The organism is Mesorhizobium sp. LSHC412B00, from assembly GCF_000503035.1.
Lineage (GTDB): Bacteria > Pseudomonadota > Alphaproteobacteria > Rhizobiales > Rhizobiaceae > Mesorhizobium.
In genome coordinates this window covers 140689-162053 of record NZ_AYWB01000003.1, presented here as the reverse complement: position 1 = coordinate 162053, position 21365 = coordinate 140689, and the positions used below count along the sequence as shown (strand labels likewise).

Annotated in this window: 17 protein-coding genes; 10 read left to right on the top strand and 7 right to left on the bottom strand. The window is 64.3% G+C overall.

All coding sequences use genetic code 11. The features are described from left to right. The first annotated feature begins 18 nt into the window (after positions 1-18). Positions 19-333, top strand: a complete 315-nt coding sequence (locus tag X757_RS157350) for an antibiotic biosynthesis monooxygenase (RefSeq protein WP_023725635.1) — start codon at positions 19-21, stop codon at positions 331-333. 45 nt (positions 334-378) lie between these two features. Here the strand turns inward: X757_RS157350 and X757_RS157355 are convergent, their stop codons facing one another. Continuing rightward, entirely contained in the window at positions 379-1443 is a 1065-nt protein-coding gene (locus X757_RS157355) for a glycosyltransferase family 2 protein (RefSeq protein ID WP_023725634.1), read from the bottom strand. Between the two features lie 86 nt (positions 1444-1529). Continuing rightward, positions 1530-5138: a bifunctional proline dehydrogenase/L-glutamate gamma-semialdehyde dehydrogenase PutA gene (putA, locus tag X757_RS157360; RefSeq protein ID WP_023725633.1), complete on the bottom strand. Its 3609-nt coding sequence runs from the start codon at positions 5136-5138 to the stop codon at positions 1530-1532. Between the two features lie 164 nt (positions 5139-5302). On the opposite strand from putA, the gene X757_RS157365 reads away from it, so the two are divergent. Next, complete coding sequence (locus tag X757_RS157365) at positions 5303-5755, top strand: Lrp/AsnC family transcriptional regulator (protein ID WP_023696487.1); 453 nt, start codon at positions 5303-5305, stop codon at positions 5753-5755. 1 nt (position 5756) lies between these two features. Here the strand turns inward: X757_RS157365 and X757_RS157370 are convergent, their stop codons facing one another. Both X757_RS157370 and X757_RS157375 read right to left on the bottom strand, forming a co-directional pair. Then, positions 5757-6956 carry a cytochrome-c peroxidase gene (locus X757_RS157370; protein WP_023696486.1) on the bottom strand — a complete coding sequence of 400 codons (1200 nt, stop codon included), beginning with the start codon at positions 6954-6956 and terminating at the stop codon, positions 5757-5759. Between the two features lie 4 nt (positions 6957-6960). Next, positions 6961-7635, bottom strand: a complete 675-nt coding sequence (locus tag X757_RS157375; protein ID WP_245260578.1) for a FixH family protein — start codon at positions 7633-7635, stop codon at positions 6961-6963. Between X757_RS157375 and X757_RS157380 the strand changes: the two genes are divergently transcribed. Next, on the top strand, positions 7559-8479 hold the full coding sequence (locus tag X757_RS157380; RefSeq protein ID WP_023725631.1) for a sugar kinase: 921 nt from the start codon (positions 7559-7561) through the stop codon (positions 8477-8479). The two genes, X757_RS157375 and X757_RS157380, sit on opposite strands and share 77 nt — an antisense overlap. A gap of 4 nt (positions 8480-8483) precedes the next feature. Here the strand turns inward: X757_RS157380 and X757_RS157385 are convergent, their stop codons facing one another. The 3 genes from X757_RS157385 to X757_RS157395 form a co-directional block, all read right to left on the bottom strand. Beyond that, entirely contained in the window at positions 8484-9509 is a 1026-nt protein-coding gene (locus tag X757_RS157385; protein ID WP_023714373.1) for an aldose epimerase family protein, read from the bottom strand. A 193-nt stretch (positions 9510-9702) separates the two neighbouring features. Continuing rightward, positions 9703-11160: an NAD-dependent succinate-semialdehyde dehydrogenase gene (locus tag X757_RS157390; protein ID WP_023714372.1), complete on the bottom strand. Its 1458-nt coding sequence runs from the start codon at positions 11158-11160 to the stop codon at positions 9703-9705. Between the two features lie 251 nt (positions 11161-11411). Then, positions 11412-12362, bottom strand: coding sequence for an AEC family transporter (locus X757_RS157395; RefSeq protein WP_023681741.1), 951 nt, complete (start codon positions 12360-12362; stop codon positions 11412-11414). 145 nt (positions 12363-12507) lie between these two features. Here X757_RS157395 and X757_RS157400 point away from each other — a divergent pair, with 145 nt between their 5' ends. From X757_RS157400 to X757_RS157430, 7 genes are all read left to right on the top strand, one after another. After that, complete coding sequence (locus X757_RS157400) at positions 12508-15576, top strand: caspase domain-containing protein (protein WP_023725630.1); 3069 nt, start codon at positions 12508-12510, stop codon at positions 15574-15576. Positions 15577-15675: 99 nt separating this feature from the next. Then, complete coding sequence (locus tag X757_RS157405; RefSeq protein ID WP_023670442.1) at positions 15676-16224, top strand: histidine phosphatase family protein; 549 nt, start codon at positions 15676-15678, stop codon at positions 16222-16224. 209 nt (positions 16225-16433) lie between these two features. Further along, positions 16434-16715, top strand: coding sequence for an acyl carrier protein (locus X757_RS157410; protein WP_010909964.1), 282 nt, complete (start codon positions 16434-16436; stop codon positions 16713-16715). A 55-nt stretch (positions 16716-16770) separates the two neighbouring features. Then, positions 16771-17964 (top strand): beta-ketoacyl-ACP synthase, encoded by a 1194-nt coding sequence (locus tag X757_RS157415; protein ID WP_023725629.1) that lies wholly within the window; start codon positions 16771-16773, stop codon positions 17962-17964. 42 nt (positions 17965-18006) lie between these two features. Then, on the top strand, positions 18007-19278 hold the full coding sequence (locus X757_RS157420; RefSeq protein WP_023725628.1) for a beta-ketoacyl-ACP synthase: 1272 nt from the start codon (positions 18007-18009) through the stop codon (positions 19276-19278). A gap of 36 nt (positions 19279-19314) precedes the next feature. Then, positions 19315-20343, top strand: coding sequence for a zinc-binding dehydrogenase (locus X757_RS157425; RefSeq protein ID WP_023725627.1), 1029 nt, complete (start codon positions 19315-19317; stop codon positions 20341-20343). A gap of 4 nt (positions 20344-20347) precedes the next feature. Next, positions 20348-21355, top strand: coding sequence for a lipid A biosynthesis lauroyl acyltransferase (locus X757_RS157430; RefSeq protein ID WP_031251164.1), 1008 nt, complete (start codon positions 20348-20350; stop codon positions 21353-21355). Positions 21356-21365 lie beyond the last annotated feature (10 nt).

Here is a 21365-nt window from a genome sequence, read left to right as displayed (position 1 = left end):
AATTCAAGAGGAAGCCCAATGTACATCGCCATGAACCGCTTCAAGGTCCAGAACGGCTCGGAGACCGCTTTCGAGGATGTCTGGAAGAACCGCGATTCGAGCCTCTCGGAGATGAAAGGCTTCAGGGAATTCCACTTGCTGCGCGGCCCGGTCAACGAGGCCGACGGTTACACGCTGTTTGCCTCGCACACGGTGTGGGCAAGCCATGAGGATTTCGTCGCCTGGACCAAATCCGAGAATTTTCGCGCCGCCCACCGCAACACCGGCACCTCGAAGGTGCATTATCTCGGCCATCCGCAGTTCGAAGGCTTTTCGGTCGTCGAAGGGGCCTGATTGAGATTTCACCCGTCGACGAGATCTGACGACGGGCAGATGCCGTCATGTTCCGGTTGAATTCCGGCCGCCCAGTCGCCGAAGCCGCTGGGCAATGTGCAGGCGCAGCCGCCGCCAGGGCTGTCCGCGTGTCAGGTAGCGCGCCAACCGCGGATCACCGGCCAACTCCGGGAACTGGCGCACATGCTGCGTCAGGAATGCAGCTATGAAATTGCGCCCGTTGAGATCGCTGAGCCAGGCAGAATTCGCCAGCAAATAGTCTGCGGCATCCGCCGCCAACACGCTCCTGTAGCTCCTGTATGCAGGCGTTTGCCGCACATTGCCGCCGGCAAAGGCAGTTCCGGTGGACAGGTTGGAGCCATGCAGGCGATAGAGGCCGAGACCTTCTGACAGGATGAGGCTGCCGCCGGCCTGGTGCGCGAGTGTCGCCGTCAGATAATCCGTCCCGACCTTGGCCTTGAACGGGAAGGACAATACCGGTTCCAGCGCGCCACGCCGGTACATGATCGCCGAGCATGGCGACCACAGCCAGCCCGTCACCGCAGGTGCGAAATAGGTTACCGGATGCTCCGATGCATAGGCGATCCCGGGCGCCATGCCGGCAAGCCGGCCACCGGGCGCGATGGCGACGCCACTGCGATCCGGTCCGGACCGCGGTTTGCGCAAGGCAAGGAAGGTGCCGCCCAGCAAGGTGCCGCCGCCATCGACAAGGAACACATCGGAACTCGACAGAGCGGCCGAATGCGTCGTGTTGAGGTGGGCGGACAGATGCGCAAGGAGAAAATCCGGCAGCCACACGTCATCGGAATCCAGAAACGCGACGAAAGGCGCGTCGGTTGCGGCAAAGCCGTCGCGGAGTCCCGCGATCTGCCCGCCATTCTCCTCGCGCGCCAGCAGGCGCAGGCGCGGGTCGTCTATATCCCTTAGAAGCTGGCGGACAAAGCCGGCCGAGCCGTCCGTCGAGGCATCGTCGACAATGACGCATTCCCAATTCCGGTAGGTCTGCGCAAGCACCGAGCGGATCGCCTGTTCGACGTACGGCCGATAGTTGAAGCAGGTGATGACCACCGCCACGCGCGGCAGCTCAAACGGTCCGGACGTGTCTTCCATCTGTTCAGCTGCCCGCTCGAGTTGCTCTCTGTCCCTTGCGCATATCCTTGCAACTCGTTGCAGGCAAGCGAGCTGCGAAAAGTCCCCTAGGCCGCCGCGAGCAGGCTGGCATTGCCGCCGGCAGCCGTGGTGTCGACGCAGACAGCGCGTTCATGCGCATAGGCCGCCGGGTTGAGCACCTCGCTGACCAGTGGCACGATCGGCCCGCTGCGGTCGGCAATGACCTTGCGCACGATACGGGCCGCCTCGGGCCTGCCCGAGAAGGCGACGACATCGACGCGCAGCGAACGCGCTTCGACTGGGTCTGGCCGACCGTCTATGGCCGCCAGCGGCAACCCCTTGCCGGTCAGCGCCGACAGTGCCGCCGGCGCGCCCGGCGCCACGGCCAGCACCGCATTGCCGGCGGCCAGCGCCTGGATCGTCTGGGCAAGCAGCGTGTCGGCGTCCGGACCGAGGCACAGCACCCGGCCACGCGGCGACAGCGACAGCGTGTTGGCCTCGCCGGTCGGTCCGGGCAGGTCGACCTGGCCGAAATCGATGGCGGCTGCAGCGCCGATGGCTGCAGCGCCCTTGCCGCGCAGATGTTTTCTCAAAATGGCGATGCGGTCCGGCCGCGTCGACCAGCCGCCAAGCGTCGGATCGGGCAGATTGTCGGCCAGTTCGGTCGCCGTCACCTTGTGGCCCTCGGCAATCTCCGTGCCCGCCTCCGGCCCTTTGCGGAACCGCCGGAGATAATGCGGCCCGCCGGCCTTCGGCCCGGTGCCCGAAAGCCCCTCGCCGCCAAAGGGCTGCGAGCCGACGACGGCGCCGATCTGGTTGCGGTTGACATAGATGTTGCCGGCATGGATGCCGTCGACGAAATGCTGGACGCGGCCTTCGATGCGGGTGTGCAGGCCGAAGGTCAGGCCATAGCCCTTGCGGTTGATGGCGGCGATGACGGCGTCGATCCCGTCGGCGTCGAAGCTGGCGACATGCAGCACCGGACCGAACACTTCGCGCTCCATCTCCTCGATGCCCTTGACCCGGAACACATGCGGCGCAACGAAGCGGCCGTCCTTCGGTGCTTCGAGCTTGGCAATCAACCGGCCCTGCAGCCCCATCTTGGTGCAATACTCGCGGATCGATTCCTGCGCCTCGTCATCGATGACCGGCCCGACATCGGTCGAAATCTGCCAGGGATCGCCGATGGTGAGCGCTTCCATGGCGCCCTTCAGCATATCCAGCATCTTCTTCTCGACATCCTTCTGCACGTAGAGCACGCGCAGCGCCGAACAGCGCTGGCCTGCACTCTGGAAAGCCGATGCCAGTATGTCGCGCACCGCCTGTTCGGGCAGTGCTGTGGAATCGACGATCATGGCATTGAGACCGCCGGTCTCCGCGATCAGCATGGCGTCCGGCGCAGCCGTCTCGGCCAGTTGTTTCTCGATCAGCTTGGCGACCTCGGTCGAGCCGGTGAAACAGACGCCGGCAATGCGCGGATCCGCGGTCAGCGGTCCGCCGACCGCCGGACCGTCGCCCGGCAGAAGCTGGATGATATCTTCCGGCACGCCGGCCTCGCGCAGCAGTTCGACGGCGCGGAAGGCGATCAGCGGCGTCTGTTCGGCCGGCTTGGCAATGACCGAATTGCCGGTGACGAGCGCTGCCGCGATCTGGCCGGTGAAGATGGCGAGCGGGAAATTCCACGGCGAAATGCACACGATCGCGCCGCGCGCCTGGGTGCCCGCTTCGTTGTTGGCCGCTTCGGCAGCGTAGTAGCGCAGGAAGTCGACGGCTTCGCGCACTTCGGCCACGCCGTCGGCCAGCGACTTGCCGGCTTCCCTTGTAGCCAGCGCGAAAAACTCGACCGCATTGGCCTCATAGAGGTCGGCGGCGCGGTTGAGGATGGCGGCGCGCTCGGCAACGGGACGCTTCGCCCAGGCCGGCTGCGCTTCCACAGCAAAGCGCACCGCGGTCGCGACCTGCTTGGCAGCGGCTTCGGCGACCGTGCCGACGATCTCGGCAGGCTTTGCCGGATTGACCACCGGGCGCTGCTTGCCGTAGCCGGCGGCGCGCGTGATCGGCTTGGCATGCCAGCGCTCGGGCCCGGCAAAGGCCGCCTTGGCCTTGTCGATCGCCGCCAGCGTCACCGGATCGGTGATGTCGAACCCCTTCGAGTTGCGCCGACCAGCGCCGAAGATCGTCGCAGGACGAGCGATTGCCGGATTGGCGGCGGGGCCCTGGCTCTCGACCGTCTCGAGCGGATCGCGCGCAATATCCTCCGGCTCGACGTCCTCGTCGGTGAGCTGATGGACGAAGGAGGAGTTGGCGCCATTCTCCAGCAGGCGGCGAACCAGATAGGCCAAGAGGTCGGAGTGCGCGCCGACCGGCGCATAGATGCGGCAGCGCGTGCCTTCGGCCCGGCGCACCGTCTCATGCAGCGCTTCGCCCATGCCGTGCAGGCGCTGGAATTCGAAAGCGTCACGGTTGTCAGCCATCGACAGGATGGCGGCGACGGTATGGGCATTGTGCGTGGCGAATTGCGGATAGATGCGGTCGGTCATCGACAGCAACTTTTTGGCGCAGGCCATGTAGGAAACATCGGTGTTGGCCTTGCGGGTGAAGACGGGGTAGCCGGAAAGCCCGAGCGTCTGTGCCCGCTTGATCTCGGTGTCCCAATAGGCGCCCTTGACCAGCCGCACCATGATGTTGCGGTCGTACTTTTCCGCCAGCGCATAGAGCCAGTCGATGGTGAAGGCCGCGCGCGGGCCGTAGGCCTGGACGACGACGCCAAAGCCATTCCAGCCGGCAAGCTCCGGCTCGGACAACACACGCTCGATCACATCGAGCGACAGGTCGAGCCGGTCGGCCTCCTCGGCGTCGATGTTGAGGCCCATGCGCGAATGGCGTGCGGCCAGCGCCAGCGACAGCAGCCGCTCGGCCATCACCGGCAGCATCTTTTCCTTCTGTGCCTCTTCGTAGCGCGGATGCAGCGCCGACAGTTTGACCGAGATGCCGTGGTTCTGGCGGATATCGGGACCGTTGGAGCCTGAATCGAGCGAGGAGATCGCATCGGCATAGGCCTTGAGGTAGCGCAGCGCGTCGGCCTCGGTGCGGGCCGCCTCGCCCAGCATGTCGAAGGAATAGAGATAACCTTTCTGGATCATCGACTTGCCGCGCTTGACGGCTTCCGCAATGGTGCGGCCGAGCACGAACTGCTCGCCCATTTCGCGCATGGCGGCGGCGACCGCCTTGCGGATCACCGGTTCGCCCAGCCGGCGAACCATCGAGCGCAGCGTGCCTTCAATGCCGCCCTCGCCTTCGTCGAGCACACGGCCGGTCAGCATCAGCGCCCAGGTCGAGGCGTTGACGAAGATCGAGCTCGACCCGCCCGAATGCGCCGACCAGTCATGCGGTGCGATCTTGTCGGCGATCAGGTCGTCCATAGTCTCGGTGTCAGGCACGCGCAGCAGTGCCTCGGCCAGGCACATGAGCGCCACGCCTTCCTTGGTGGAGAGGCCGTAGGCGGAGAGAAAAACCTCCATCAGCCGCGGGTCGGACGAGCCGCGCACCGCGCGCACCAGATCCGCGGCACGGGCCGAGACGGCTTTGCGGTCATCGGCCGAAAGTTCTGTCGCGGCAGCCAGGCGCTTCACAGCCGCGTCTTCGTCGGGCAGGTAGTTGGCGCGGATCTGCTGGCGGATGGTGTCGAGCGGCATGGCGGTCCTGCGGAGCAAGCATCTGGGAGCGGGCCGGCGGTCGCCGGACCGAATGGCGCAAGCTAGCACAGAGCCGCATTTTCGGCCGGTCCAAAGAAATCGACATGGCAGGCCGAATGATCTATCATTGCGGCTCAATTGTTATCAGATGGGCTGTGATATCCGTGACAGAAGACCAATTGGACCGCATCGACAGAAACATCCTGTCGGCGCTGGCGCGCGACGGGCGGCTGTCCATGTCGGAACTGGCCGGCAAGGTCGGCCTGTCGAAGACGCCGGTGCAGGCGCGGGTGAAGCGCCTGGAGAAGGACGGCTATATCAGGGGCTATCAGGCGATCATCGATCGCGAGCGCATGGGCGAAGGCCATGTCGCCTTCGTCCAGGTCAAACTGTCGGACACGCGCTCGGCCGCGCTCGATGCTTTCAACCGTGCGGTGCAGACCGTGCCGGAGATCGAGCAGTGCCACATGATGGCGTCGAGCTTCGATTATCTCCTGAAAGTCCGTACCACCGACATCGCCGCCTATCGCCGCGTGCTCGGCGAGCGCATCTCGGCACTGCCGCATGTTGCGCAGACCTCGACCTTCGTGGCCATGGAGACGGTGAAGGATCGCTAGCTCACTCCGACAGCGTCTTCAAAAATGCCACCAGCGCCGCGCGTTCGCGGTCCGACAGTTGCAACGGGTGCACTTCGGAGGTGCCTTCAACGGCCGCCTCCGCCTTCGCGTAGTGCGCCACCACCTCCTCCAGCGTGGAGAACTGTCCGGCATGCATATAGGGCGGCCGTGTCGCCGCGCCCCGCAGCGACGGCGTCTTGTAGGCACGCATCAGTTCGGGTGCTGCCTTGACGATGAAGCGCAGTTCTCCGCAGGCGCCGGCGTCGCCATCGCGGAAGGCGCCGAAGCAGTTGAATGGGTCGGCCTGAACCTGGGCCACCGCATCGAAACGGCCGCGATCCAATGGCAAATCCCTGACCGGCCGCACGCCGGTGTTGTGGAAAGCGTTGTCGGTGAAGCGCGGGCCGTTATGGCAGGTGACGCAATTGGCCTTGCCGATGAACAGTTTCAGCCCGAGCATCTCCTCCTGCGAAAAGGCATCGTCGGCTTTCGGCTTGGCGCCTGACGCAAGATCGATGGCAAAGCGGTCAAAGCGCGTCTGTGCCGGTTCGATCGACCGTTCGAAGGCGGCGATCGCCTTGCCGATGTTGGAAAAGACGCGGTTGACGTCGTCCATTTGCGCCGCGGTCATTGCCTTCCACGCCGCCTGCTCGGCCTCATTGCCGAGCGGGCTGGCGTTGGCCGGCACGGCGGAAAGATCCGGCAGTGGCCCGAAGATGCGCTCATAGCGCTCGCCGAACCGCTTCTGGATGTAATGCGCGAAGGCCGCGCGGTTCCCCGCCTGCTCAAGCGGGTTTTCCAGCGGCGTCAGCGCCTGCGCCCACAGGCTGTCGCGCCGTCCATCCCAGAAGAACCACGGATTGCGGGCAATGCCGGCCAGCGGCATCGAGCGCCTGTTGGTTCGGCCAACGCCGACGGATTGCGGCAGGTCATCCTGGAATTGCCGGTCGATCTTGTGGCAGGTCGAGCAGGATACGTTCCCGTCACGGCTCATCCCCTGATCGAAGAACAGAGTGGAGCCCAGGGCGGCGGCGGCCGGCACGTCGGCGAAGCGGTTGGTGGTGTCGGGTTTGAGCGCCGGCAAGGTGTTCAGCGCCAGCGAAGCGATGGTCTTCTTCTCGGCATCGGAAAAATCCGGTTTGCCGCAGCCGGCAACGAGCACGACCGCCGCCAATGCCAGAAGGCGCAACAGGCCGTTCATCCGCTCACAGCACCACGTTGAAGACGACCGTGTCGGAACCGGCCGCCGCCGAAATGGCGAAGCGCAACTGCCACACGCCGCTCATGGTGAATTTCAGCCCCTCGATCCTGTAGCGCCCCTCGCCAAGATAATCGGTCGCCTGCGGACTGGTCGGCAAGCCGTGATTGTGCTGCGGCATGCCGCCGGACACCGAGATCGCCGCACCTTCCACGGAATCGCCGTTGACCGTCTTCAGGGTCAGCAACCAGGATTGCAGTTCGCCTTGCCGGATAACGCCGCGTTCCGGCTGAATGCTGGCGACAAACAAGCCGTTCGCCGTCTTCTTCGAGCGCGAAATATCCGGGCCCGGCGCCGACTGCGGCGCGGTCAGATAGACGATCGCCAATATGCCAGCCAGCAAGCCGGCCAGACCAACGCCCGCAAGAAGATAACGCCATATCGATGCCAAACCGGTTCCTCTTCTGGGCATAACGTCTCGGGAAGCAATTCGCGTCCCGCCGCTTCTGTGGGAAAACGCTTCTGGCGCAAAAAACCGCCGCCGCCAAGCATGGCGCTGCCGGCCGCAAAAAGCTACAGCAGCGAACTGATCCGGAGACAGATACATGGCAGCAGACGGCGTCGCTTCGATCGGTGAATGCATGCTCGAGCTGTCCGGCCAGGCCGGGCCGAACTGGCGCATGGGCTTTGCCGGCGACACGTTCAACACGCTGTGGGCGCTGCATGCGCTGAGCGGCGAGCGGCCGGCGACCTATGTCTCGGCCTTCGGCGACGATCCCTTCTCGCAGGGCCAGATTTCGTTCTTCGCCGAAAACGGCATCGACATCGGCGCCAGCCCGGTCATCCCAGGCGCGCGGCCCGGCCTCTACGCCATCACCTTGACCGGCGCCGAACGCGCCTTCACCTACTGGCGCAGCGACGCGGCGGCCAGGCGGCTCGCCTCGGACCCGGCCGCCTTGGCAAAAAGCCTTGAAAACCAGGCTCTTGTGTATTTTTCCGGAATCACTTTGGCAATTCTGGACGCCGCCGCGCGCAAGACGTTGCTGGCGGAAGTGTCCAAGGCGCGGGCTGCCGGTTCGCTCGTCGCCTTCGACCCCAACTACCGGCCGCGCCTGTGGCAGAGCCGCGAGGAGGCGCAAGCCGCGATCCTCGACGCGCTTGCCGTCACCGACATCGCGCTGCCGACCTTTCCCGACGAGCAGATGCTGTTTGGCGACACGGCATCGCAAGCGACCGCCGAGCGGTTCGGAAAACTGGTCGGCGAAGTCGTCGTCAAGAATGGCGAGGAACCCGCGCTGATCGCCACTGGCGGAGCCCTGCAGCCGGTTCCGGCCCAGCATGTCGCCACCCCGGTCGACACCACCGGCGCCGGCGATTCCTTCAATGGCGGCTATCTCGCCGCCCGGCTTGCCGGCCATGCCCCGGCGGATGCCGTGCAGCGCGCGCATCGCGTCGCCGCCGCTGTCGTGCAGGTGCGAGGCGCGCTGGCGCCGTTCGAGGTTCTAAGAACCGCTTTCGAGGGCTAAGACCTTAGGGAAGCCTGAAACGATATTCCGTCACCTGATGATAGATCTGGCCCGGCCACAGCGTGGCCTGCGGGAAATAGGGCCGGTTCGGCGCGTCGGGCCAGGTCTGCGCTTCCAGGCAAAAGCCGGAAAACGCCTTGTAGCGCCGTCCGTCCAGGCCGCCCGAGGTCGGCGCGACATACTGGCCGGTGTAAAGCTGCAGGCCCGGCTCGGTGGTCCAGACTTCCATCTCGACGCCGGAATTGGCGCCTTGCGCCCACGCCACCTGGTGAAGCGGGCCCCGGGCTGACGCCAGGCAGAAATTGACGTCGTAGGGAAGCTGCTCGCCTTCCGTTTCCATGCGCAGCGGCCGCGCCTGGCGGAAGTCGAAGGGCGTGCCGTCGACAGGTTTGACGACGCCGGTCGGGATCATCTCGCCATCGACCGGCGTATAGGCGCCGGCATTCAGCATCAGCCGGTGGTCGAGAATGTCACCGGTGCCGCCATCGTCGAGATTGAAATAGGAATGCTGCGCCAGATTGCACAGCGTCGGCTCCTCGCAGGTGGCGGTCAGCTCCATCGAGAGCGTGCCGGGAATCTTCAGCCGGTAGGTGCAGGTGACGTCGAGCGCGCCGGGAAAGCCCATCGTGCCCTCGGGATCGTGCAGGGTCAGGGTGACGAAATCCCGGCCATGCAGCGAAACCGTCCACGGCCGCTGGAAGAAGCCCTCCGAACCGCCATGCAGCGTGTGCTTGCCGAGGAAATTGCGCTCGGTCTGGTAGCGCTGGCCGGCAATGGTGAAGCGGCCGTCGCGGATGCGGTTGGCGTAACGGCCGACGACCGCGCCGAAGAAGGCCCGGTCGGTCTCGTAAGGCTCGAAGCGGTCGTAGCCCAGCACCAGCGGCGCATCGTGGCCGGCGAGGCGCAGATCCTGGATGATTGCGCCGAGCCCGATGATGTTGGCGCTGATGCCGCCGCCCCGGATGGTGAAACGGCGAACGGGTTCGCCCGCCTGCGTCGTGCCGAAGACTTCGCCGTCCTTCATCGCTATGTCCAAATGCTAATTCGTCGATCTATCGACTTAGAGCAATTCCAGGAAAAGTGTGAAACGGTTTTCCGTCCGGAATTGCAAAAAACAAAGAACTCGAGCGGTTCGGCGTTTCCGTGAAACGCTGAACCGCTCCAGGCCGGCTGAATGTCGTCTGGCAAGGGCCGGCCCGCGGCCTGCCCTGCCCGTCAATGATTTAGAGGCCGAGACCCCCGATGCAGACATATTTGGTGTCGAGATAGTCCTCGATGCCCTGATGTCCGCCTTCCTTGCCGAGGCCCGATTCCTTGACGCCGCCGAACGGCGCTTCCGGCGTGGTGATCAGGCCTTCATTGACGCCGACCATGCCGTATTTCAGGCCTTCCATGACCCGGAAGGCGCGGCCGAGGTCGCCGGTGTAGAAATAGGCGGCAAGGCCGAACTCGGTGTCGTTGGCAAGCGCAATGGCTTCCTCCTCGGTCTCGAACTTGAACACCGGGGCGATCGGGCCAAAAATCTCTTCCTTCATGAAGCGCATGTCAGGCTTCGCATCGGCGATGACGGTCGGCTGGAAGAATGAGCCGCCAAGCGCGTGGCGCTTGCCGCCGGCAACGACCTTGCCGCCCTTCGACGTGGCGTCGGCGATGAATTCCTCGACCTTCTCGACCGCCTTCACGTCGATCAGCGGTCCCTGCTGCACGCCCTCTTCCAGGCCCGAGCCAACCTTCAGCGCATTGCTGGCAGCGGCCAGCTTCTCGACAAACTTGTCGTAGATGCCGGCCTGCACCAGGAAGCGGTTGGTGCACACGCAGGTCTGGCCTGAATTGCGGTATTTGGCGGTGATGGCGCCGGCGACGGCGCGATCGAGGTCGGCATCGTCGAAGACCACGAACGGCGCATTGCCGCCGAGTTCCATCGAGACCTTCTTGACGGTGACGGACGACTTCTGGATCAGCAGCTTGCCGATCTCGGTCGAGCCGGTGAAGGTGATCTTCGACACCAGCGGATTGGCGCAGATCTCGTCGCCGATTTCGCCGGCAGCACCCGTCAGGATGTTGATGACGCCCTTTGGGAAGCCGACTTCCTCGGCGAGCGCGCCCCATGCAAGGCCGGAATACGGCGTCTGCGAGGCGGGCTTGACCACGGCGGTGCAGCCGGCGGCAAGCGCGGGGCCGAGCTTGCGGGCAAGCATCGAGGAGGGGAAATTCCACGGCGTGATGGCGGCAATGACGCCGACCGGCTCCTTGGTCACCAGGATGCGGCGATCGCCCCACGGCGATGGCACGACATCGCCATAGGTGCGGCGGCCTTCCTCGGCAAACCACATGATGTAGGCGGCGGCCGAACCGATCTCGCCCTTGGATTCGGCGAGCGACTTGCCCTGCTCGATGGTGAGCAGTTCGGCCAGCACATCCTGATTATCCATCATCGCGTCATGCAGCTTGCGCAACAGCTTCGAGCGCTCCAGCGCGGTCGTCTTGCGCCAGGTCTTGAAGGCTTCGCTTGCGGCTTCGATGGCGCGGCGGGTTTCCGCCTTGCCCGACTTCGGCACGGTGCCGATCTTGAGACCGGTGGCCGGGTTGTTGACGTCGACCGCTTGGCCGCTGTCGGCCTGCACCCATTCGCCATTGATGAGATTGGCCTGGCGCATGAAATGGCTGGTTTTCTGCAGCATGGTCTAGCCTCCGTTCGGCGCACTGACGGGCCGGTTTCCTGGATCTCTTGAACGAGCGTGCACAATGGCGGCGGAGCCGACACGCTGAAGCCACTGCTCTTTACCTAGGGCAAGCCCGGCAAGCAATTGCAAGATGGCATATAGGCTTTGGGCCAGCCCAACGCCAGAGAAAATTCACATGTAAATTAGTTTGGGCCGCAGCCTTGCCAAAGACCAGCCTTGCCAAAGACCAGCCTTACAGAAGACCAAGCCTACCCAAAGACATGCACCACCACCGTCAGCCAAAAGGCGGTTGTAACAACCGCGCTTGCCGTGGCGATGGTCATCTGGTTCGACGCCAGCGCCTGGCCGGTGTTGAACTGCACGGCGATGAGATAGGAATTGATGCCGGACGGCAGCGCCGCCACCACGACCGCCACTTTGGCCGTCAAGGGCGGCAGGCCAAACAGCCAGACCAGGCCGAGCACCAGCGCCGGCATCAGGAACAGTTTCAGCGTCGACAGCGCCAGCGCCGGTCGGATGTTACCGGAAATGCCGAAACGGCGCAGGCTGAGCCCCATGGCGAACAGCGCCACCGGCCCGGCGGTGTTAGCCAGCGCATCGGCCAGTCGCATGGCAAGGTTCGGCAGCGGCGCGCCGGTGAGGCGCCATGCCAGCCCGGCCAGGATGCCGATGATCAACGGATTGGTGAACAGTCTTCTCAGAAAGCTCTGGATGATGCGCAGCGGGTGTACGGGCTCGCTGCCGCCGCGGCCAAATATCTCGAACATGATGATCGAAGCCATCATCATGGTCGGCAGATGCACGGAAACGAGCAGCGACAGCACTTCGAATCCGCTGGACCCGAATACGCCGAGAACGAAGGGAATGCCCAGCAACACCACATTCGAGAAGGATGACGACACTCCACCGACGATGCCGGTGCGCGCGTCCCGCCCGAAGATCCGTGTCGTCACCAGATGGCCGGCGGCCCATGTCATTGCAACCGCCGCGAAATAAGCACCCCACAGCGACCAGGGCGCCACGCCGTGGAAATCCGAATTCACCATCGTCCGAAACAGCAGCAGCGGCATCGCGACGTTGATGGCGAATTCGGAGATGCCGTCCCCGCTGGCCGGTTTCAGATAGCCGGTGAGCCCGGTGACATAGCCGAGCGCGACGAGGCTGAAGACGAAAAGAACGGTTTCGGTGAGCGGAGACATTTTTCAGGGATAGGCGAGCCCGGATTCCAGCGCAATCGCCATGATCTTCAGAAACTGATCCTCGATCCGCCCGGCGCCTGAATTTGATCATGGTCGGGTGGCAGCGCTATACAGGCTTGGGATCATCAGGGCGGACACACAGCGAATGGTTGCGACGCCGAAACAGCGTCATTTCAGACAGGAGTGGCTGGTCAGACAGGAGTGGCTGGTCAGACAAGTGTGGCTGGTCAGACAGGGGTGGCTGGCGGCTTTCGTCGCTATACTGCTTTGCCTTGGCGTATCTGTGGCCCAGGCCGCCGAGACCAAAAGTCTCAAGGGCGTGGCGCTGATCATCGGCCAGTCGAAATACGAACACATCGCAGCCCTTGCCAACCCGGCCAACGACGCCCGCGACATGGCCAAGATGCTGACCGACCTCGGCTTCGACGCCCGCAACGTCACCGATCGCGATGCCGCCAAGCTGAAGCGCGATCTCGATCGCTTCGTCGAGGACGCCGAAGGCGCCGACGTCGCCTTCATCTATTATTCCGGCCACGGCATCGAGGCGGGCGGCGAGAACTATCTGGTGCCGGTCGACGCCGACGTCTCGTCGCTGAAAAATGCCGGTGAGGCGCTGGTGCCGATTTCAGCCGTCATGGACGAGCTGAAAAGGACCGTGCCGGTGACGATCGTGCTGCTTGACGCCTGCCGCACCAACCCGTTTCCGCCGGACGCGGTCGTGCGCCGGGGGCCGACGGCTTCCGCCGAGCCTGTCGGCGCCGGCGGGCTGGAACCGGTGCGCGGCGCAAAAGCCCTCGCCGATGCCTCAGTGGATGATGCGAGCCTGGGCACCGTGGTCGGCTTTGCCGCTGAACCGGGTCGTCCGGCGCTCGATGGCGCCGCGGGCGAAAACAGCCCTTACGCATCCGCCCTGCTGCGCCACCTCACGGCGATGAAAGGCACCGAGTTCGGCTCGGTCATGCGCATGGTCACCGAGGAAGTCTATCTCGACACCAAGGCAAAGCAGCGCCCCTGGGTCAATGAAAGCCTGCGCCGGCTGCTGTATTTCGGCGTCGGGCCGCCGGAACCGACCGGCGACGACGGGCTGATCACCGGTGAGCGGCGGCAATTGCTGCTGACCATTTCCGACCTGCCCGATCCCAAACGGGCTCAGGTGGAGTTGGCTTCTCTCCAGGACGGCGTGCCCCTTGACGCGCTCTACGGCGTGCTCAAGGCGCTCGGCACGGAAAAGATGCCCGAGGATCCGAACGACCTGCAGAAGGTGCTGGACAGCCAGGCCGAGCGTCTGAAGAAGATGATGGCCGAGCGCGCCGCATTACGCACCGACGATCCCGAGATCAGTCGCCTGGTCGCATCCGCCGACAAGGCCATAGGCCAGGGCGCCATGGTGACGGCGCGCAAATTCCTCGACGACGCGGTCGGCCGGATCGAGGAAAACAGCGGTGCGGTCGACGAGGCCGAGGACCTGCTCCGGCAAAAGCGCATCGCCGACGCCGCCATCTATGCCAAACGCGCCGACGCCGCCGCGCTGGTCTTCGACTACAAATCCGCCGCCAACGACTATGCCAAGGCGTATTCGCTGGTCGAGAAGTGGGACGAAAAGCTGCGCTGGAACTACAAGAACCAGGAGGCCGAGGCGTTGAACGCTCATGGCTACGCCACCGGCGACCTCGATGCGCTGCAGCACTCCATCGAGGCCTATCGCACCATCTTGAACTTCATCCCCAACGGCGAACAGAATCGCGACTGGGCAATCACCCGCAACAACATGGCGGTGGTGCTGCAGACCATTGGAGAGCGCGAAACCGAGACTGCGCATCTCGAAGAAGCAGCGGTGATTTTCCGCGATTCGCTGGTGGTGTTCGAGCGCGAGAAGGACGACCGCAACTGGGCCGCGGCGCAGAACAACCTGGCCAACGTGCTTCTGAAGATCGGCGAACGCGAGAGCGACCCGAAGCGTCTCAATGAAGCGGTGGCGGCGACGCGCGCCACCCTTGAGAAGCGTCCGCGCGACAAGCTGCCGTTGGACTGGGCCGGTTCGCAGAACAATCTAGGCCTCGCGCTCTATGCACTCTCCGAGCGTGAGCCTGCCGGCGAGCATCTCACCCAGGCGGAAGCAGCCTACCGGCTGGCGCTTGAGGAATACACACGCGAGAAAGCACCCGTGGAATGGGCGATGGTCGAGAACAATCTCGGCAACACGCTTGTAACGCTTGGCATCCAGCTCAACGACAAGGCGAAGATCAACGAGGCGGCCGACGCGTTTCGCGCCGCGCTGGAAGTGCGAACCCGCGAAACTTTCCCGGTGTCCTGGGCGACCAGCCGCCTCAACCTGGGCAATGCGCTGAGCGGTATCGCCCGCTTCGATATGGGTACGGCTACGCTCGAAGAAGCTGCTGCTGCCTATGACGACGCTCTGACGGTGTTTACCCGCAAGCGCTTCCCGATGGACTGGGCGTCAGCCCAGAACAATCTCGGCTCGATCTATCAGACGCTGGGCCAGCGCACGCGTGATGCGGCCAAGCTGGAACAGTCGGCGGCAGCCTTCCAGGCGGCACGGCAGGTCTATGTCAGGCGGAAGTTCCCGCAGGACTGGGCGATGAGCTACTACAATCTCGGCAACACGCTGCAGCTTCTCGGCGGCGTCACCGACAAGCCCGAGCATTACAGCGAGGCGGTCGACGCCTACGGCAATGCGTTGCGCGAGTACAAGCGCGAGACCAACCCGCGGCAATGGGCAATGGCCCAGGCCGGCCTGGGCTCGACGCTGCACTGGTTGAGCATGAGCAATGGCGATGCCAAGACGCTGCAGGATTCGATTGCGGCGCGGCGGGCAGCGCTCGAAATACTCACCATCGAGGCCGCGCCGGTCGACTGGGCCAACGCTCAAAATGGCATCGGTATGAGCCTGCTCAATCTCGGCAATCTCCAGCGGACCGACAAATATCTCAACGACGCCGAAGCGGCGTTCACGGCGGCGCTGAAGGTGTTTACGCGCGAAAGTCAGCCGCTGCAGTGGGCCTTCGAGCAGAACAATATCGGCGACGTCCACTGGAACCGCGCCAGCTATGGCGCGGGCAAGCCGGAATATCTCAAGGCGATCGAATTCTTCGAGAACGCCAAGCAGGGCTTCACCGAAGCCGGCTACACGATCCCTATCCCGCTCACCGATCAGAAGATCGAGCTGGCGAAGAAGCAAATGGCGAAAATGTGAAGCGAACCGAGGGTTCGCCTTTCGCTTGTCTTTGTGCCGGCTTTCCGATCCCTATATCAGAATGACCGGAGCCGGCATCCGGCTCCCGGAAAGGTTTCGATGATTCGATTTGTGCTGTCGCTGTTCCTGCTTGCTGTTCCCGCCGTCGCCCACGCGACCGACGCCGGCTGGGCGCTGCTGCGTGACGGCGGGCATGTCGTGCTGCTTCGCCACGCACTGGTCACCGGCACCACCGACCCCGCCAATTTCGTCATCGACAACTGTGCCACCCAGGTCAATCTATCGGCGCGCGGCAAGCAGCAGGCGAGCAAGATCGGCGCGCTGTTCGGCGCCCGCGCCGCCCCCATCGAGCGGGTGCTGTCCAGCCGATATTGCCGCTGCCTCGACACTGCCCGCATCGCCTTCGAAGCGGAGCCGGAGCTTTTTGCGCCGCTCGACCTCCTGAGGAGCGATCCGACCGAGAAGGCCGCGCAGCTCGACGCGGTGATGAAGGAAATCCGCGCCTACACCGGTTCCGACAATCTGGTCATGGTCACGCATCTCGAAAACATCGTCGCGCTGACCGGCGTCTCGCCGCGCGAGGGCGAAGCGGTGGTGGTCGAGCCGCAGGGCGATGGCTTGCGCGTGCTCGGCCGCGTCACGTTCTGAGAAAGCCAGTGGTCAAGCTCCCTAAAAACTGATCTGACGTAACGTCAACTGGAAGGGCCGCCGGCTTGTCGGGCAGCCCTTCTTGTCTTTATGGGAAGGCCATACCATCTGCGCCCCGCGCATCAGGCCTTTTCCTGCCGGGAAAAACCGATTAGACAGCGCCCAAACCAGATGCGGACAGATTCCGCCCGCAACCGAAGGAAGAGCCCTTGTCCACCACGTTCGACAAAGTCGCCAAGATCATTGCCGACACCAGCGAGATCGATATCGACACCATCACTCCCGAGAGCCACACGATCGACGATCTCGGCATCGACAGTCTCGATTTCCTCGATATCGTCTTTGCCATCGACAAGGAATTCGGCATCAAGGTGCCGCTGGAAAAGTGGACCCAGGAAGTCAATGACGGCAAGGCTTCGACCGACGATTACTTCGTCATGAAGAACCTGTGCGCCAAGATCGACGCGCTGGTCGCCGCCAAGACCGCCTGATATCGGCTGGCGCGCGGCCTTGACGGGCTGCGCCGCCTGACCCACAAAGCCGCTCATGAGCAGCCCTCGCGACGTCGTCATCACCGGTATCGGCCTTGTCTCCTCGCTGGGAGAGGGTCCGGATACCCACTGGCAGAAGCTGGCGCAGCCCGGCCTGCAGCCGGTGCTCGAAGCCGCGCGCTTTGCGCCCTACACCGTGCATCCACTGCCGGAGATCGACTGGAACCTGCAGATCGCCAAGCGCGGCGACCAGCGGCAGATGGAAACATGGCAGAGGCTGGGCACCTATGCCGCCGGCATGGCGCTGGACGACGCCGGCATCAAGGGCAATGACGAGCTCTGCACGACCATGGACATGGTTGTCGCTGCCGGCGGCGGCGAGCGAGACGAGGCGGTCGATGCCGCCATCCTCGCCGCGTCCGAGAGCCGCAACGACCGCGACGTGCTGCTCAACGAGAAACTGACCACCGAATTGCGGCCGACGCTTTTCCTGGCCCAGCTCTCCAATCTGCTCGCCGGCAACATCTCCATCGTCCACAAGGTGACGGGATCGTCGAGGACCTTCATGGGCGAGGAAGGTGCCGGCGTCGCCGCCGTCGAGACCGCCGCCGCGCGCATCCGCTCCGGACAGTCGACCCACATACTGGTAGGTGGCGCCTTCCAGACCGAACATTCCGACATGCTGCTCGGCTATGAATTGGCCGGCTATCTGCATCGCGGCCCATGGAAGCCGGTCTGGCAGAGACAGGGCGCCGAGGGCGGCGGCCTGGTCTCCGGCTCCGGTGGCGCCTTCCTGGTGCTGGAGCAGCGCGAACACGCGCAAAGCCGTGGGCGGAAAATCTATGCCGAGCTCGGACCGGTCATCTCAGGCCGCGCCCGGCGCTCGCGCGGCGAGCTTGACGCCGAGATCGCGGCATTGCTCAAACAGGCGGCTCTCCCGAACGGCAAGTTGCTGGCCCTGTCGGGCGCATCCGGGGCGCATACCGCAACGTCAGCCGAAAAGGCAGCGCTGGATGCCAATCCGGCGATATCGGCGCGCGGCTTCGCGACGCTGACCGGGCATATGAAGGAAGCGCAGTTTCCATTCGCGGTCGCCCTCGCCGCCCTGGCCGTCGACCGCAAGGCCGCCTACCCCGTTTTCGACGCCGCGGCCGAGAAGCCGTTCGAAGGCATTCCCGAAACCGTGCTCGCAACGGCGATCGGCTATCACCAATTCGAGGGCATGGCTCTGGTCAACGCTGCTGCTTGAAGCAGCGCTGCGCGATCATGCTGCAAAGTTAAGAGGTTCCGGATGGCCAATCTCAGAGATCACATGGGCAGGCCGATCGTCGCCGTCACCGGCATCGGCGTGGTAACGTCGCTCGGCATCGGCAAGGCCGATAACTGGGCGGCACTGACCTCCGGCAAATCGGGCATCCACCCGATCACCCGCTTTCCCGTCGACCACCTCAACACCCGCATCTCCGGCATGGTCGATTTCCTCGACTCAAGCTCGAAAGGCGCCAGCCTGCTGACCTACGAACTGGCCGAAACCGCCGCGAATGAGGCGGTGGCCGAATCCAGCCTCGATTCCTCTGATTTTGGCGGGCCTCTGTTCCTCGCCTCGCCGCCGGTCGAACTCGACTGGCAGGATCGCTTCGCGCTCTACAATTCCGACGGCAAAGGCGCCGGCGCCGAAAGGCTGCTCAGGGTGGCGCGCGGGCTGAAGGAAACAGATACGTTCGCAAGCACGCAGTTCGGCGCGATCGCCGACCGGCTGGCCGACCGCTTTGGCACGCGCGGCCTGCCGATCACGCTGTCGACGGCCTGCGCTTCGGGCGCCACCGCCATCCAGCTCGGCGTCGAAGCGATCCGCCGCGGCGAATGCGACCGGGCGCTGTCGATCGGCGCCGACGGTTCAGCAACCGCCGAGGCGCTGATCCGCTTTTCGCTGCTCTCGGCGCTGTCGACCCACAATGACATCCCTGAAAAGGCGTCAAAACCCTTCTCCAAGGACCGCGACGGCTTTGTGCTGGCGGAAGGCTCCGGCGCTCTGGTGCTGGAATCGCTTGAGGCAGCCCTTGCCCGGGGCGCCAGCGTTCTCGGCATCCTGCGCGGCTGCGGTGAAAAGGCCGATGATTTCCATCGCACCCGTTCCAAGCCCGACGGTTCGCCGGCGATCGCAGCAGTCCGCGCCGCCCTTGCGGATGCCGGCCTGAGCAAGGACGAGATCGACTACGTCAACGCTCACGGCACCTCGACGCCGGAAAACGACAAGATGGAGCATCTGTCGCTGTCGACCGTGTTCGGCGATCGCATCGGCTCGATGCCGGTCTCGTCCAACAAGTCGATGATCGGCCACACGCTGTCGGCGGCCGGCGCCGTCGAAGCAGCGTTTTCGCTGATGACCATGCTCGAAAGCGTCATTCCGCCGACCATCAACTACGACAATCCCGACCCGGCAATCGTGCTCGACGTGGTGCCCAACAAGAAGCGCAATGCCGAAGTCGGCACCGTGCTGTCGAACTCGTTCGGCTTCGGCGGCCAGAACACCTGCCTTGTCATGGCGCGGGAACCGGTCTAAGCGACCTTTTTCAGCCAGACTGAACTGACAGGCCCCATGCGCGCACTGCAACTTATCGAGGACCGCCGTCTTGAAACGGTGGACCTGCCGCCCCCGCCGCCCCCCGCATTGGGCGAAGTCACGCTGCGCATCAAGGCGGTGGCGCTGAACCATATCGACGTCTGGGGCTGGCGCGGCATGGCGTTCGCCAAGCGCAAGCTGCCGCTGGTCGTCGGCGCCGAAGCCTCCGGCGAGGTCGAGGCTGTTGGCGCCGGCGTGTCCAGCCTGCTGCCCGGACAATTGGTATCGATCTACGGCGCGCGCACCTGCGGCCTTTGCCGCGCCTGCCGCGAAGGCCGTGACAATCTCTGCGAACATGTCTCGGGCGTCCACGGCTTCCATCTCGACGGCTTTGCGCAGGAGAAGATCAACCTGCCGGCGCGCCTGCTGGTCCCTGCCCCTCCCGGCGTGACCGATGTCGGCGCTGCCGTCGCCCCTGTCACCTTCGGCACCGTAGAGCACATGCTGTTCGACAATGCCAAGCTGCAGCCCGGCGAGACCATCCTCATCCATGCCGGCGGCTCCGGCATCGGCTCGGCGGCGATCCAGCTGGCCAAGCGCATGGGTTGCACCATCATCACCACGGTCGGTTCCAACGACAAGATCGACAAGGCCAAGGCGCTCGGCGCCGACCATGTCATCAACTACCGCGACGATCGTTTCGAAGGCGTCGTGCGCAAGCTCACCAGGAAGAAGGGCGTCGACGTCGTCTTCGAACATGTCGGCGCCGACACCTTTGCCGCCTCGATGCTGTGCCTCAAGCGCGGCGGCCGCCTGGTCACCTGCGGCTCGACCTCCGGCGTGTCGACCCAGATCAATCTGATGCAGCTGTTCCAGCAGCAGCTGAAGCTGCTCGGGTCCTTCGGCTGCCGCATGGAGAACATGGCCAACGCCATGCAGAAGATGGCGGCGGGACAGGTAGCACCTGTCATCGACACCGAGGTCGGCTTCGACGGCATCGACGCCGCGCTGAAGCGCATGGAAGGCCGCGACGTGTTCGGCAAGATCATCCTGCGCGTTTCTTAGGACTATGGTCGGCAAGGTGTTCAAGAAAGCCCGCCGGGACTTCATGTTCCGCTATGGCCGAAGACTGCGCCAGATGGAGCACTGGCTGGTGGCGCGCGTGGCGATGACGATCATCTCGCTGCTGCGCCTCCTGCCCGCGGACAGGGCGCTCAATTTCGCCGACCGGGCGGCCCGGCGCATCGGTCCGCGGGTCGGGCGCCACCGTGTCGCCATCGACAATCTGCGCCTTGCCTATCCCGAAAAGAGCGATGTCGAGATCGAGGCCATCGCCTCCGACATGTGGGGCAACATGGCCCGGCTCGCCGCCGAATACATCTTTCTTGACGCGCTCTTCGACTATGATCCGAACGCAGCGACGCCCGGCCGCGTCGAAGTTGGCGGCGCCGATCATTTCCATCAGATAGCTGGCGAGGACAAACCGCATATCCTGTTCACCGGCCATCTCGGCAATTTTGAATTGCTGCCGGTGGCTGCCGCGACGTTCGGCATGAAGATCACGGCGCTGTTTCGTCCGCCGAACAATCCCTACCTCGCCGATTATATCCATTCGACGCGGCGTTCGAGCATGGGCGCCTTGCTGCCGTCTTCGACCGGCGCCTCCTTCGCGCTGGCGTCGATTCTGGAGAAAGGCGGCAATATCGGCGTGCTGGTCGACCAGAAATTCTCTAGCGGACTGGAGACAATCTTCTTTAACCGCCCATGCCAGAGCAATCCGGTTCTGGGTATGCTCGCCCGTCACTATGATTGCGACGTCTATCCGGCGCGATGTGTGCGGCTGCCTGGCAACCGCTTCCGCCTCGAGATCGAGGACAAGCTGACCTTGCCGCGCAATGAAAGCGGCAGCGTCGATGTCGCGGCCACCACCCAACTGCTCGCCAACGTGGTCGAGCGCTGGGTGCGCGAGGATCCGGGACAGTGGATGTGGTTCCACAAAAGGTGGGAAATCTCAGGCCGGCGTCGCCGCCGGCGCGGACAGGCCAACGCCACCGGCCAGGGGCAGCGTCAATCTTAAGTCGTCCAAA